This is a genomic window from Lentimicrobium saccharophilum, from assembly GCF_001192835.1.
In the GTDB taxonomy this organism is placed as follows: Bacteria; Bacteroidota; Bacteroidia; order Bacteroidales; family Lentimicrobiaceae; genus Lentimicrobium; species Lentimicrobium saccharophilum.
Map to the genome: position 1 here is coordinate 344,707 of NZ_DF968183.1, position 13,028 is coordinate 357,734.

Annotated in this window: 16 protein-coding genes; 10 read left to right on the plus strand and 6 right to left on the minus strand. The window is 44.7% G+C overall.

The features are described 5' to 3' along the window. Positions 1 to 4 precede the first annotated feature (4 nt). A complete protein-coding gene (locus TBC1_RS13290) occupies positions 5 to 646 on the minus strand; it encodes a class II aldolase/adducin family protein (protein WP_062043832.1) in 642 nt (213 codons plus the stop codon). 247 nt (positions 647 to 893) lie between these two features. Here TBC1_RS13290 and TBC1_RS13300 point away from each other — a divergent pair, with 247 nt between their 5' ends. Continuing rightward, positions 894 to 1,622, plus strand: a complete 729-nt coding sequence (locus TBC1_RS13300) for a PorT family protein (protein ID WP_137305726.1) — start codon at positions 894 to 896, stop codon at positions 1,620 to 1,622. A gap of 84 nt (positions 1,623 to 1,706) precedes the next feature. Here TBC1_RS13300 and TBC1_RS13305 read toward each other — a convergent pair whose 3' ends face one another. Together TBC1_RS13305 and TBC1_RS13310 are read right to left on the minus strand one after the other, a co-directional pair. After that, positions 1,707 to 2,603: an endonuclease/exonuclease/phosphatase family protein gene (locus tag TBC1_RS13305; protein WP_062043841.1), complete on the minus strand. Its 897-nt coding sequence runs from the start codon at positions 2,601 to 2,603 to the stop codon at positions 1,707 to 1,709. A 30-nt stretch (positions 2,604 to 2,633) separates the two neighbouring features. Continuing rightward, complete coding sequence (locus TBC1_RS13310) at positions 2,634 to 3,383, minus strand: copper homeostasis protein CutC (protein WP_082189630.1); 750 nt, start codon at positions 3,381 to 3,383, stop codon at positions 2,634 to 2,636. A gap of 198 nt (positions 3,384 to 3,581) precedes the next feature. Between TBC1_RS13310 and TBC1_RS13315 the strand changes: the two genes are divergently transcribed. Both TBC1_RS13315 and TBC1_RS13320 read left to right on the plus strand, forming a co-directional pair. Beyond that, the gene (locus tag TBC1_RS13315) at positions 3,582 to 4,391 is read left to right on the plus strand and encodes an SDR family oxidoreductase (RefSeq protein ID WP_062043844.1); all 810 of its coding nucleotides are present in this window, start codon (positions 3,582 to 3,584) and stop codon (positions 4,389 to 4,391) included. A gap of 43 nt (positions 4,392 to 4,434) precedes the next feature. Beyond that, entirely contained in the window at positions 4,435 to 4,905 is a 471-nt protein-coding gene (locus TBC1_RS13320; RefSeq protein WP_137305728.1) for a hypothetical protein, read from the plus strand. A 9-nt stretch (positions 4,906 to 4,914) separates the two neighbouring features. Here TBC1_RS13320 and xerD read toward each other — a convergent pair whose 3' ends face one another. Next, the gene (gene xerD, locus TBC1_RS13325; RefSeq protein WP_062043849.1) at positions 4,915 to 5,823 is read right to left on the minus strand and encodes a site-specific tyrosine recombinase XerD; all 909 of its coding nucleotides are present in this window, start codon (positions 5,821 to 5,823) and stop codon (positions 4,915 to 4,917) included. A 262-nt stretch (positions 5,824 to 6,085) separates the two neighbouring features. Between xerD and rpmG the strand changes: the two genes are divergently transcribed. The 6 genes from rpmG (at position 6,086) to TBC1_RS13350 (ending at position 10,248) form a co-directional block, all read left to right on the plus strand. Then, a complete protein-coding gene (gene rpmG, locus TBC1_RS13330; RefSeq protein ID WP_062043852.1) occupies positions 6,086 to 6,274 on the plus strand; it encodes a 50S ribosomal protein L33 in 189 nt (62 codons plus the stop codon). Positions 6,275 to 6,284: 10 nt separating this feature from the next. Then, the gene (locus TBC1_RS17540; RefSeq protein WP_082189631.1) at positions 6,285 to 6,440 is read left to right on the plus strand and encodes a DUF4295 domain-containing protein; all 156 of its coding nucleotides are present in this window, start codon (positions 6,285 to 6,287) and stop codon (positions 6,438 to 6,440) included. Between the two features lie 143 nt (positions 6,441 to 6,583). After that, complete coding sequence (ftsY, locus tag TBC1_RS13335) at positions 6,584 to 7,537, plus strand: signal recognition particle-docking protein FtsY (RefSeq protein WP_062043855.1); 954 nt, start codon at positions 6,584 to 6,586, stop codon at positions 7,535 to 7,537. An 81-nt stretch (positions 7,538 to 7,618) separates the two neighbouring features. Then, entirely contained in the window at positions 7,619 to 8,926 is a 1,308-nt protein-coding gene (gene rimO, locus TBC1_RS13340; RefSeq protein ID WP_062043858.1) for a 30S ribosomal protein S12 methylthiotransferase RimO, read from the plus strand. Between the two features lie 50 nt (positions 8,927 to 8,976). Further along, on the plus strand, positions 8,977 to 9,738 hold the full coding sequence (locus tag TBC1_RS13345; protein WP_062043860.1) for a toxin-antitoxin system YwqK family antitoxin: 762 nt from the start codon (positions 8,977 to 8,979) through the stop codon (positions 9,736 to 9,738). Positions 9,739 to 9,753: 15 nt separating this feature from the next. Beyond that, positions 9,754 to 10,248 (plus strand): PaaI family thioesterase, encoded by a 495-nt coding sequence (locus TBC1_RS13350; RefSeq protein WP_062043863.1) that lies wholly within the window; start codon positions 9,754 to 9,756, stop codon positions 10,246 to 10,248. A 38-nt stretch (positions 10,249 to 10,286) separates the two neighbouring features. Here the strand turns inward: TBC1_RS13350 and TBC1_RS13355 are convergent, their stop codons facing one another. Together TBC1_RS13355 and TBC1_RS13360 are read right to left on the minus strand one after the other, a co-directional pair. Continuing rightward, the gene (locus TBC1_RS13355; protein ID WP_062043875.1) at positions 10,287 to 11,636 is read right to left on the minus strand and encodes a KamA family radical SAM protein; all 1,350 of its coding nucleotides are present in this window, start codon (positions 11,634 to 11,636) and stop codon (positions 10,287 to 10,289) included. A gap of 296 nt (positions 11,637 to 11,932) precedes the next feature. After that, on the minus strand, positions 11,933 to 12,601 hold the full coding sequence (locus tag TBC1_RS13360; protein WP_062043877.1) for an NUDIX hydrolase: 669 nt from the start codon (positions 12,599 to 12,601) through the stop codon (positions 11,933 to 11,935). A 151-nt stretch (positions 12,602 to 12,752) separates the two neighbouring features. On the opposite strand from TBC1_RS13360, the gene TBC1_RS13365 reads away from it, so the two are divergent. Next, positions 12,753 to 13,025, plus strand: coding sequence for an ATP-dependent Clp protease adaptor ClpS (locus TBC1_RS13365; RefSeq protein WP_062043879.1), 273 nt, complete (start codon positions 12,753 to 12,755; stop codon positions 13,023 to 13,025). Positions 13,026 to 13,028: the final 3 nt, after the last annotated feature.

Here is a 13,028-nt window from a genome sequence, read left to right on the forward strand (position 1 = left end):
TTCCCTAATTATTGACTTTATTGTAATGTTTAAGCTGTTGTATCCCGGCCTCCGAAAGCGGCATTGCCCTAAAATTACTGCGAAGGATTATACTGCAGGCAAGTTCAAAAAAAACAGCTTTCTGAATGGTGCCGGCATAGCCATTACCACAGACTACCTGCCCGTGATTCCGCATCTGAACGATGCTGCTTTCCTTCATTTCAGCGGCTACTGCTTCAGCCAGCATCTGCGAACACGGCATAATAAAAGGTACGTAACTGATTTTACCGATATAAACCGGGACTTCGATAATGACATTGTAATCCGGCACTGCGTCCATACATGCAAGGGTGGTGGCTGCAGGGCCCTGAAAGTGCAGGATGGTGTCAATGTCCGGTCTGCATGTCATGATTGCCCTGTGCATTGCCGACTCCCCCGAAGCCTTTCTTCCGTTAAGGATTTCACCGTTTCCGATCCGGAGATGCGCAATCTGGTTTTTACCCAGTTGACCAAGCCAGGAACCAGTTGCTGATATAAGCATGCTTTCACCATCAACCTTATGCGACAAATTCCCGCTGCTGCACAAAACCAGCCCGAGCCGCTCCGCTTCATGCGCCCAATGGATGAAGCTTGTTATCTCTTCTTCGGGTAGAGGATGAATGATCATTTGTACTTCCTGTTATTAAGTATAATTTCAATTGTGTAAAATTGCAAAAAATAGGATCAGTAAATATCAAAATGAAATAATTATTTCGGGGTAATGAAGCAGGGTGTGATCAGGACAATTGGTAAAAATACCGGACCAGGTGTTGCCGAAAATCATGATCTGTTTCGTGCTGCCACAAAACTTGAAAAATCTGATAAGCGGTTTGTAATAAATTTCTTTACCTTTGGAATTGAAAAAAAACAGCGCAATGAAAAAAATCCTCTTGTTTCCATTTTTTATCCTGGTACCGGTTCTGATTCAGGCTCAGCCCTGGTTTGATGTGGGTTTAAAGGGAGGTGTGGGGACCTCTTTTATGTATAATTCCCAGGTGTTTGAAGACCAGCTAGTCGTGCATAAATTTATGCCGGGCTATGCTTTTGGTGCAAAACTGGGCTTTAATTTCATACAGGAACACCAGATTACTTTTGATGTAATGAAGTCTACGTTCAAACAGGGATTTACATACAGACCTGAGGGCTGGCAGGAGAGTACCGATGCCCTCCGCGAAATCACAGTTGACGGACTTGACCTTTTGCTCATGTACCGGGGCAACAGGAACGGCACCTATTTTGAAGTCGGGCCTCAATGGTCAACCTACTCAAAGGTTAAATACAGTGATAATGGGGGTGATTATTTGTCTCCGCTCACGTCGGACCAGCTGGTGGCAAAGAGCAATTTCGGCCTCGCAATGGGTTTTGGAGGCTACATTGTCGGAACCGACAATTTTGGTATCACCACCGGACTCAGGTTTAATTACATGTTCAACGACCTGGCCAGCGCCGAAGGACGGGATGCAAATTTCCCGATTATGCAACCTACCGGTAAAACAAACATTACCCATAATATAGGTATTATGTTTGTGATGGAAATGAACTTTGACTTCGGATATCTCGTAAGCCCCACTTGCGGTGAACGAAAAAAACTCTTCGTCTTTTAGAAGGGAATGTACAATATTAAATGCCGCCGGTTCTCAAAACAGATCCGGCGGCATTTTTTTGTGAAAGAGTTTAAGAGATCGCTCTTATTCAGTGAGTCCCAGAATAGCGGTTACCGGCAAATGATCAGAAAGGTAGAACGTCCATTTCCTGAAATCGGATATCTGGTGCCTGAGTACCCTGAATTCGTATGTGGCAAAGATAAAATCGATCTGATCTTTGGCCCCAGTCTGATCTGAAAAACCGATAAAAGTATAATCCGGTCCGGTAATTTCTGCCCCCGCTTTTTTCCTCGTATCTGTAAATACATTTTCGTTGTCAGCCCAGGTCAGTATTCTGTAAGCCCTGTGTTTGTCGGTTACATTGAAATCGCCGGTAAGGATTACCGGCAGTTTCCCTGCAAGGCTGGCCGATTTCCTGATTATCAGCGCGGCACTTTCAATCCTGGCTGTATCGCCCACATGGTCAAAATGTGTATTCATCATAAGAAATTTCCTGCCGGTTTTCTTGTCCCTGAATACTGACCAGGTAACAACGCGGTTGCAGGCAGCATCCCACCCTCTGCTCCCCGGCTGATCCGGAGTTTCCGACAACCAGAAAGTACCTGAATGCAGAGACCTGAATCGCGATTTTTTATAAAAAACAGCACTGTATTCTCCTGCTCTTTTGCCGTCATCTCTTGCAACGCCAATGGATTTGTAGCCTTTCAGTCCATTTCTGAGATCTTTCATCTGGTTGTGCATCGCTTCCTGCACCCCCAACAAATCAGGGCTTTCACCCATGATCAGGTCACACACCCCGCTTTTTCTGAATTTCCATTGGTTCTGGCCGTCAGCCGGTGTATCCAGACGGATATTCCAGCTCATGACTTTTATTTGTCCGGGTTGCTGGGCCGGTAGTGATATGGGAAACATGATTCCCGCAAGGAGGAAAAGCAGGAAGAAAAGCATTCTGGTGATGGGAAGTTTTAAGGTCACGCTCATGACGGATACTTTTAATAATGGATGCATAAATCAATCATTCAGGCTCCGGGCTATCCGGCAGATTTCAGCAACCAGGGCAGGGTCCGTTTCCCGGATGCTGTATTCATCCTCCCCGGGTAATCCCATACTTACAGAATTATTACGAAAATGCATGCGGCTGGGTTTCAGTTTTGAAGCCGAAAGATGATATTCCATGGCCTTTGTTTGCTGATGGAGCTGTCTCAGATTGCTGGCGTTGATTCCGCTGCCCGGCATTATAATGATGCGGCTTCCGGCCAGTTCGACAAGCGCGGCTAACAGGCCGGATCCTGAAAGCGCGTCCATAGCCTGGCCTGAAGTGAGTATTCTTTCACAGCCCAGGCCGATAATGTCTTCAAGTGCTGTGAACGGATCTTTGCAAACATCAAATGCCCTGTGAAAAGTAATCTTCATAGGGCGGGCCATCTCAATCAGCTCTTTCATCCGGCAGGTGTCCGCAGTGCCGTCGGTGTTCAGCATTCCTGTAACAATACCTGCTGCACCACATGCCCTGGCTGTATAAATATCGGATTTCATAATTTCATATTCAGCCCTCGTGTAATGGAAATCGCCGTTTCTTGGCCGGATCAGGACAAATGTTTCGATTCCTGCCTTATTTATTGCATATTCCATCAGCGACTGGGAGGGGGTTAGCCCGCCTAAACCCAAAGCGGAACAAAGTTCAATTCTGTCCGCACCCCCTTTCTTTGCCGCCAGGACTGATTCAACAGATCCTGCGCATATTTCGATCTTTATCTTCATTGGTTAAATGCGATTGTATTTTCAGAGCCTTTGATTCCGCCTGTAAATATAATCAATATGCTAAAAGTACCGGTCTAACGGTAAATTAACACGGTAACAAAATGAGGCAATGACATTAAAGCATCAATTTGATAAAATTTGCTTTGGGTTGATGCAAAAAAAAGCGCTAATATTGTATTGATTTAAAAGTCACCCGGAGTGAAAGGTAAAGTTGTGATAATCACCGGAGGATCATCCGGTATCGGATTGGCGTTGGCGCATGAGTTCGGACGTCTGGGCGCTTTTGTCGTTATTTCGGCCCGCAACAGGGAAAGGCTGGATCAGGCAACTGCTGATCTCAGGTGGGAAGGCATTGAAGTAATGGCCGTTCAGGCTGACGTTAGCCGCGAAGAGGATTGCAAAAACCTGATTGAAAAGACTGTAGCTGAAAAGGGAAGGATAGATGTGCTGGTAAACAATGCCGGAATCTCGATGCGTGCAGCATTTAAGGACACGGAACTGAGTGTGATAAAAACCCTGATGGATGTTAATTTCTGGGGTACAGTGTATTGCACCAAATTTGCCCTGCCCTGGCTGCTTGAAACCAAAGGTTCGGTTGTCGGGATTATTTCCGTGGCCGGATATATCGGCCTGCCGGGAAGAACGGGATATTCCGCTTCCAAGTTTGCGATCCGCGGATTTCTTGACACCCTGAGATGTGAAAATTTAAAAACCGGCCTGCATGTTCTGGTTGCTGCACCGGGTTTTACAGCCACCAATATAAGGCAATCGGCCCTGCTTGGGAATGGTCATCCCCAGGGTACCACACCCCGTGATGAAGGGAAAATGATGTCGGCCGGCAAAGCCGCGAAAAAGATTGTAAAAGCTACCATCAGAAGAAAGAATGAGCTCGTGCTTACACTTGTTGAGGGGAAACTGGCCGTACTGCTTAACCGCTTTTTCCCTGGTCTCGTAAGTCACCTTACCTATACTCACATGGCCAAGGAACCGGCCGCTCCTGTTAAATAACCAAACAGATTAATCAAATTTCATAAAAGAAAACAAAATGAAAATGGAAATCCTCCTGCTTGAAGGCTTAAACGAACTGAAATTCGGCGACTCTCCCCAGACAGTTGAAAATACCCTGGGTAAACCGCTTGAAGTAGAAAATCTCGGAGATGAAGCGGATGAAGATCTGGATACCATCCTCTGGAATTATGATAAGGAAGGTTTAACCGTCTTTTTTGAAGGTAAAAATAACCATGTGCTCTCCTGTTTCGAAACCGATAATGAAGAGGTTACCCTTTTTGGTAAAAAAATCTTTGGGTTGAATGAGCAGGAAATTACCGCACTCATGAAGGAAAACGGATTGTCGCAGATCGATTCCGATGAAGAGGAGTGGGGCGAAAGAAGGGTTTCGTTTGACGAAGGATTGATTGATTTTTATTTCCAGGATGGAAAGCTCGTAACCGTTAATTGGGGCGTCTTTGTTAATGAAGACGGTGAAATTGAGGAGTTCGACGACATGGAAGACGACGAATAGCATTGATCGTCAATTAATGTCTTTTCTGGGGTGATACTTCAGGATATTCTGCCTGAGGTATTCCCTGTCGATGTGCGTGTAAATCTCCGTTGTGGTGATGGAGGCATGGCCCAGCATTTCCTGAACGGCGCGGAGGTCGGCTCCGTTCTCTACCAGGTGTGTAGCAAATGAATGACGGAAGGTGTGCGGACTTATACTTTTTTTGATCCCCGCAATTCCGGCCAGTGTTTTAATGATATGGAAAATCATGGCCCTGGTGAGCCGGGAACCTGATTTGTTCAGAAAAATATACTGCTCCTGGCCTTTTTTTATATCCTGGTGAATTCTTACTTCCCGGATATACCGTCTGAGCTGCGATAATGCGGCATTTCCCAGCGGAACAATTCTCTGTTTGTCACCCTTGCCGGTTACAGTAATGTAGTTTTCTTCATAATGAAGATCAGCTATCTTCAGGTTTACGAGTTCTGAAACCCTTAAGCCGCAGCCATACAAAACCTCGACTATGGCTTTGTTCCGCTCTCCAGTTGGGGTGCTGAGGTCGATAGTGCCCAGCAACCTTTCAACCTCATCCGTTGTGAGCACTTCAGGTAATTTCCTGCCGATGCGCGGCATCTCAAGCAATTCAGTCGGATCGTTCCTGATTTCATTTTCAAGCAACAGGTATTTGAAAAAAGACCTTATGCCAGAAATAATGCGGGCCTGACTGCTTGCGGCAACACCAATTCCGGCAATGGTATTGATGAATTCCTGAAGATGCAGGGGGCGCACGGAAGAAGGTTGAACCGCCCTTTCCCCGCTGTTAAGAAAACCTGCCAGCTTCTCCACATCCCTCAGGTAGGCACTGACCGTATTTGCAGGCATCGAACGTTCAACCTGAAGATATGCCCTGAATCCTTTGATATAAATGTCCCACTCCATGGATAGCTGTCCGAAAGCATTTACAGATGTAAATTAATCCCAGTTTCGCTGATTTCCGGGGTTTTACTGCCTAAAATTATCAACACCAGACTGTTTATAAATGAAGCCAGTTAATTAATTCACTGACATTCATTGATATACAGTATAATATGTTGCAAATTCCCTATAAAATGCGGCAATAAAAGAAATTTTCGTTGTCAGCCTTTGGCAGGATAAAAAATTATTGTATTTTTGCAGTCCGAAATTTTAAAGGCTTACATCAATGGCTAAGAAGAGTAAAGAAGCAAGGATTCAGGTAATTCTGGAATGTACTGAGCACAAAGCCAGTGGCATGCCGGGTACTTCACGGTACATTACCACCAAGAATAAAAAGAACACACCCGAGAGGCTTGAGATTAAGAAATATAATCCCATCCTCAAGAAAATGACTGTTCATAAGGAAATTAAATAATTAAGATACCATGGCAAAGAAAGTAGTTGCTACACTGAGGACTTCTTCAGGTAAGGATTTTGCAAAAGTGATCCGTATGGTCAGGTCAGAAAAAACCGGAGCATACTCCTTTAAGGAAAACATTGTTGCCAACGATCAGGTGAAAGATTTTCTGGCAAAGAAATAATCCGGACCATAACTTTTTCTACAGGGCCTTTTCTCTTGCAGGAAAGACCCTGTTTTTATTTGTTTGTGCTGCCATGCAGTGATAATTTCTAATTTTGTGGTCACAATACCCGATTGCGGGTATTCGAGTTAATTCTGATTTCCATGGGGATATTTTCATTCTTCTCAAAAGAGAAAAAACAGGATCTGGATCGCGGTCTTGAGAAAACAAAGGCCACATTCTTTGGCAGGTTATCAAAAGCCATTCTCGGGAAATCCACCGTAGATGATGAGGTGCTCGACAACCTTGAAGAAATCCTGGTTACATCTGATGTTGGGGTAGAAACAACCCTCAGAATCATTGACCGCATCCAGAAAAGGGTTTCAAGTGATAAATACCTTGGCACTTCAGAACTGAACAGGATTCTCCGTGAAGAAATTTCTGCCCTGCTTGATGAAACATCCACCGGAAAGCTGATTGTTGGTTTTGATTTTCCAAAACGGGAAACTCCTTATGTGATCATGGTTGTCGGGGTAAACGGCGTTGGCAAGACCACTACCATCGGAAAACTGGCATATCAGTTCAGGGAAGCGGGAAAATCTGTGGTACTCGGGGCTGCTGATACGTTCAGGGCTGCCGCGGTTTCGCAGCTTGAAATATGGGCCGAAAGGGTAGGAGTGCCCTGTATTACGCAGGGCATGGGCGCTGACCCGGCTTCCGTGGCTTACGACACCCTCAAATCAGCCATTTCGAGGCAGGCAGATGTGGTAATCATCGACACCGCCGGCAGGCTTCACAACAAAGTGAACCTGATGAATGAATTGTCGAAGATCAGAAAGGTGATGCAGAAACTGCTGCCTGAAGCTCCTCATGAAGTATTGCTCGTTCTGGATGCCTCTACCGGGCAGAATGCCATAGAGCAGGCCCGGCAGTTTACCGCCGCTACCGAAGTAAATGCACTTGCCCTTACCAAACTCGACGGTACTGCTAAAGGAGGGGTAGTCATCGGCATTTCGGATCAGTTCAAAATTCCGGTGAAATACATTGGCATCGGAGAAAAAATGACCGATCTCCAGCCATTTATTAAGGAGGAATTTGTTGATTCCCTCTTCAGCTGAAATGCTGTGCCTGCTCCTGATTGAAACCCGGAAAACTGCTTTCCGGGATTTTTAACATCTCCTTATTAAATTGTTACTGCATTGAAATCCTCTTTTCCCGGTATAAAAACAGCCAATATCATCACGCTGGGATGTTCCAAAAATCTGGTTGACTCCGAAGTGATGATGCGCCAGCTAAAGGCTGCAGGAATTGAAACACTGCATGACAGCAACAGCCCAGCCGATGTTGTTATCATCAATACCTGCGGTTTTATCAATGATGCAAAAGAGGAATCTGTCGATACCATACTTCAATGGGCCGGAGAGCGGAAACGGGATAAAATCAGGAAACTTTATGTGATGGGTTGCCTTTCGCAACGGTATAAGGAAGATCTTGTCAGAGAGATGCCGGAGGTGGATGGTTTCTTTGGGGTGAATGATCTCAATGCCATTCTGTCGGCTCTTAATGCGCCCCTGAGGAATGAACTGCTCGACGAAAGGGTTATCACCACGCCTGCGCATTATGCCTATCTGAAAATCTCCGAAGGTTGTGACCGGAAGTGCTCCTTTTGCGCCATTCCTCAGATACGTGGTAAAAACATTTCAAAGCCTGTTGATCAACTTGTTTCCGAAGCCCGTTTCCTTGCCGGATCCGGAGTAAAAGAGCTGATCCTGATTGCTCAGGACCTTACCTATTATGGGATAGATCTTAACGGGAAAAGACAACTGGCCGGTTTGCTCGAGGTACTATCCGGAGTGGACGGCATTGATTGGATTAGGCTTCACTATGCTTTTCCCGCCGGTTTTCCGCTCAGGGTACTTGATATCATGCGTGATAACCCTAAAATATGCCGTTACCTCGATATACCCCTGCAGCATATCAGCAACCGGATTCTCAAATCCATGAAAAGAGGCCTGGATGGCCAGGGGACCAGAAACCTGATCCGGACCATCAGGCAAAGGGTTCCGGGAATTGCCATCCGCAGCAGTTTTATTGTCGGATATCCGGGCGAAACAAACGAAGAATTCAACGAACTCAAAAGATTTATCAGCGAAAACGAGTTTGAGCGTCTCGGCGTTTTCACCTATTCACACGAAGAAAACACTCCCGCTTTCCGGTTAAAAGACGATGTTCGCCCCGCTGTGAAAGCCAGGCGGGCTGAGCAGATCATGCTGCTGCAGCAGGATATTTCCGCAAAGCGGAATGCAGCACTCATCGGCAATGAGATTAAGGTTATCGTTGACAGGAAAGAAAATGGATACTGGTCAGGCAGATCGGAATTTGATTCTCCCGAAGTGGATAATGAAGTTGTGATTGATGACCCTGACGGCAAACTATACCCAGGATTGATTGCCAGCGTTAAAATCACGGGCGCAGATCTTTATGATCTGAAGGCAATCGCCATCTGATATTGCCGTTTTTATTGAAGGTTTTATAACTTTGTTAAAAAATTGAAGTTATGAAATCATTCGGACATGCCCTCAGGATTTTCATTTTTATCTTTTCCGGATTGCTGCCGTTGGCGCTTTCCGCTCAGAATATCACTGATATGAAAGGCTTTAAACAGGGCCTTTGGATTGAAACCGAAGGCGCTTATACATCAAAGGGCCGCTATACTGATAACCAGAAGGATGGAACCTGGATCATCTATTTTTCGGATACGAAGATGCTTTATAAGGTTGAGAGCTATAAACGCGGGTTGAAGGACGGAATTTTTCTTGAACTGTCGAAACGCTCAACACTGGTATCTGAGCAGTATTTCGTCAATGGCCTTGCCGATGGCACTTACCGGACATTCAGTACATCTGGGCTCCCCTTGTCAGAAAATAACTATCGCCTTGGCAAGCTGGATGGTATACAGATTTCTTACTATGAGAATTCAATGGATAAGAAATCTGAGGAAGCTATGTATAAAGACGGAATAAAGGACGGCCCGTCAAAATGGTATGACTTGCAGGGTAACCTGATCGCAGAATATACTTATATAAAAGGCAATCTGGAAGGAGAACAAAAAACTTTCTATCCGGGTGGATTAATCAGAAGTGTTGATGCTTTTGTAAATAACAGAAATCATGGTTCCTCTGTTGAGTACTTCGAAAATGGAAATGTGAAACTTACCGGTCAGTATCTGGAAGGTGAAAAAGACGGCAAATGGATTGAGTATGATGAAAATGGAAAAGTATTGAGCAGCGTTTCCTATTCAAAAGGGAAAGTTAAATAAGCGAAAGGCTTGGCAATGAAGAAAATACTGAACCCTTTTGTCAAATTGGAGGGATATAATTGTTTTGGTTGCTCCCCTGATAATCCTGCCGGATTGCAACTGAAGTTTACCGAAGAGGGGGAGTATATTGTGGCACGCTGGATGCCGAAACCGCAATTTCAGGGTTGGAAAAATGTACTTCACGGCGGCATTCAGGCAACACTGCTGGATGAAATCGCCAGCTGGCTTGTTTTTGTCAAATTAAAGACTTCAGGTGTTACTTCACGGATGGAAGTTAAACTGAGCAAACCCGTATATACCGATAAGGGTGAACTGACCCTGAAAGCGCGGTTATCGGAAATGAACCGGAATATTGCAGTGATTAATACCAGCTTGTTTGATTATGACGGTGAGCTTTGCACCACGGCAGTGATGCATTATTATACTTTTCCCTTGCAGGTTGCACAGGAAAAATTGTGGTACCCGGGAGGGGAAGCATTCTATGAAAATGAAGCGGATTCGGGTGGGTAACTATTCCTGATCGATTGAATTATCAGAACAATCAACGCTCAATCATCTTCCTGTTTTACAGCCTGATGCATTTTTATCCTTGCAAGCTTCTCAAAATCATCCTGCCAGAAAAATTTTTCCTCACCAAATGCCGGATACAAGTCAGTTAACCAGGATGCTTCCGCATTAAATCCGGCGAAAAAGGGCCTCCTGACCCAATCAGGGTTGCGCCCCTGAATAAACTGCAGAATAAAAATCTTTTCACCGGCAATTTCACTTATCCCCAGAATGTGTACTTTCCCGGGTGAAGCTGACATTACCGGCCCGCGCACTGTTTTTGACATTCCGCTCACTTTGCTGTAGGCTTCCCTGTATATTTCATAGGCTTTCTCAATGGTAACGTTAAAATATGATTTGGCGCCGGTATCCCTGGCCATAAACATGTAATAAGGAATACAGCCGAGACGGGACTGAGTACGCCACATTCGTGCCCATATTTTTGCCGAATCGTTAATGTGCCTGAGGATAGGTGATTGAGTCCTGATTTCTGCACCTGATGACCTGATCAGCTTTATGGCATTTTTTACGGCTTTTGTACCCAACTCTACCGGATGGTTGAAGTGAGCCATAAAGGCAAGTTGTTTCCCGGCTTTTGCAACTTTCTCGAACAAACGCAGCAAATCATCAGCTTCCTGACCTGCCGTGAACCGGTAAGGCCAGTATGCCAGGGCTTTTGAGCCGATCCTGATGGTATGTATGTGCTCGAATCCTGACCCCAACAACGGCGAAATATATTTGTTAAGAATGGAAGACTTCATCACCAAGGGGTCTCCTCCGGTAAACAATACATTGGTCACTTCTCTGTGATTCCGGAGATAATCAGCAAGCTGCCTGCTTTCTGCCGAAGCGATCTTCATCCCTTCCATGCCGGTAAACTGCGGCCATCTGAAACAAAATGTACAATAGGCATGACAGGTTTGACCCTGGGAAGGAAAGAACAGAACGGTTTCGCGGTATTTATGCTGAATCCCTTCGAGCTTCTTGCCATTTATCACAGGAATATTCAGCGCAAGCTGACCGGCAGGATGTGGGTTGAGTTCCATCCTGATTTCATGAATAACCGCCTCCAGTTGATTTTTTCCTGTATTCGATTCACGGGCAGTCTTGAGCCTGTCAAAGTGATGATCAGAAAGCATTCCCCTGTCGGGAAACGTCAGCCGGAAAATCGGGTCATCAGGCACGTTTTCCCAGTCAATCAGCTCGTTTACTACATAACTGTTCGATTTGAAGGGCAATACCATGGCAACAATCTCCATCTCCTTTTTCAAGGATTCGGGCAGTTGCCTGATCTGCGGCAGCGACCGGAAATTTCTGGCCGTATAAGCCTTGTATTCATATAATTCTGACATATTCTATATTTTTTTCCGGCAGGTGAGCACAAAGGCTGTAAATTCCTGAAAAGACAGGGCCGGGTGAATGAATCAGTCTAAAATGCTAAGATACAAAAAATACGAAAAAGGAGGGATTTTTTTGTAAAACTTATGACGATCTTTTACAAGAAATTAATAATCAATCCAATAATAGTTATTTATTTAATGATTACTGCATATATAATTCATTATACAGTCACCCTGTCAGCATTTATTGAAACGCAGAATATAATATTCCGGTTATTACCGCTGGAAGTGGGTATTCCCGAAAAGGCTTAATTGTTGGTCACGTGATAAAGACCCGTGTGCCGGATAAGTTCAAGCAATTCATTCAGGATCATTGCAGTGGCTCCCCATATCAGGTGCTCCTGAAATTTATATCCGGGAACCTGCAGATAGCTGCCATTCCTGTAATTAATTTCATAATCTCCTTTCACTCCGGGACTGAAAAAATGCGTCACCGGCACAGAAAAAATGCTGGCAACTTCGGTGGGGGAGGGAAAGAAACCGTTAATATAACTGGTTCTGGCGAGAAAAGGCTGAATGATGAAATTGCTGGGAGGGACAAACAACTCACTTAACGGTCCCAGCAGCTCAACAGCTGTTGATTTGATACCGATCTCTTCTTCTGCTTCACGAATCGCTGTAAAAGCAAGATCGACGTCACCCGGTTCAAATTTACCGCCCGGGAAAGCAATCTGTCCGCTATGAACGCCCTCGTATTCCATTCTCTTGATAAATGTGATCAGCGGCTCATTATCTGCACCGGGAGAGAGCAATAACAATACTCCGCTAAGTCTGGCATTCAGCTTATGGGGGTTATGTCTGAGCATGTCCTTCCTATGGGCAGGCGACATCACATCATGGGCGGCAGCAGCAGGCAGCTTCCCTGAAATACATTTTTTGAGTTCTTCGGTTAGTAAGTGAAAGTCAGGAATAATCATTGACAGGACTTTGCAAATATGATCTGTTTACGTCACAAAATTACAATAAAACAAAACCGGTGAAACTCTGGATAATTTGAAAAATCTATTTAGTATACCATGTTTTTTACGTAATTTTATGACCGAAATACCAACAAAAAGGGGAGTCTTTATGGTAAAGGAAAAAACCGGTATACATCAGCAGGATCAATCACAAACTACCGACACGTATGAACTTGTCCTTTTTAATGATGATTACAACACATTTGATTTCGTTATTGAAACGCTGATTGATGTTTGTGCACTTGATACTGTTCACGCCGAGCAAATTACACTTATTGTTCATTATAAAGGCAAATGTGGAGTGGTAACAGGCACGTTCACCGAACTTAAGCCTTTGTATAATGAAATGATCAACAGGGGTTTAACTGTTTCAATTGAATAGAGG

Excerpts from the sequence above, each read along its gene's own strand:
- rpmG (WP_062043852.1), top strand. The coding sequence starts at position 6,086 with ATGGCTAAGAAGAGTAAAGAAGCAAGGATTCAGGTAATTCTGGAATGT.
- TBC1_RS13350 (WP_062043863.1), top strand. The coding sequence starts at position 9,754 with ATGAAGAAAATACTGAACCCTTTTGTCAAATTGGAGGGATATAATTGT.
- TBC1_RS13290 (WP_062043832.1), bottom strand. The coding sequence starts at position 646 with ATGATCATTCATCCTCTACCCGAAGAAGAGATAACAAGCTTCATCCAT.
- TBC1_RS13310 (WP_082189630.1), bottom strand. The coding sequence starts at position 3,383 with ATGAAGATAAAGATCGAAATATGCGCAGGATCTGTTGAATCAGTCCTG.
- TBC1_RS13360 (WP_062043877.1), bottom strand. The coding sequence starts at position 12,601 with ATGATTATTCCTGACTTTCACTTACTAACCGAAGAACTCAAAAAATGT.
- ftsY (WP_062043855.1), top strand. The coding sequence starts at position 6,584 with ATGGGGATATTTTCATTCTTCTCAAAAGAGAAAAAACAGGATCTGGAT.
- TBC1_RS13305 (WP_062043841.1), bottom strand. The coding sequence starts at position 2,603 with ATGAGCGTGACCTTAAAACTTCCCATCACCAGAATGCTTTTCTTCCTG.
- TBC1_RS13300 (WP_137305726.1), top strand. The coding sequence starts at position 894 with ATGAAAAAAATCCTCTTGTTTCCATTTTTTATCCTGGTACCGGTTCTG.
- TBC1_RS13365 (WP_062043879.1), top strand. The coding sequence starts at position 12,753 with ATGGTAAAGGAAAAAACCGGTATACATCAGCAGGATCAATCACAAACT.
- TBC1_RS13355 (WP_062043875.1), bottom strand. The coding sequence starts at position 11,636 with ATGTCAGAATTATATGAATACAAGGCTTATACGGCCAGAAATTTCCGG.
- TBC1_RS13345 (WP_062043860.1), top strand. The coding sequence starts at position 8,977 with ATGAAATCATTCGGACATGCCCTCAGGATTTTCATTTTTATCTTTTCC.
- TBC1_RS13320 (WP_137305728.1), top strand. The coding sequence starts at position 4,435 with ATGGAAATCCTCCTGCTTGAAGGCTTAAACGAACTGAAATTCGGCGAC.
- TBC1_RS17540 (WP_082189631.1), top strand. The coding sequence starts at position 6,285 with ATGGCAAAGAAAGTAGTTGCTACACTGAGGACTTCTTCAGGTAAGGAT.
- xerD (WP_062043849.1), bottom strand. The coding sequence starts at position 5,823 with ATGGAGTGGGACATTTATATCAAAGGATTCAGGGCATATCTTCAGGTT.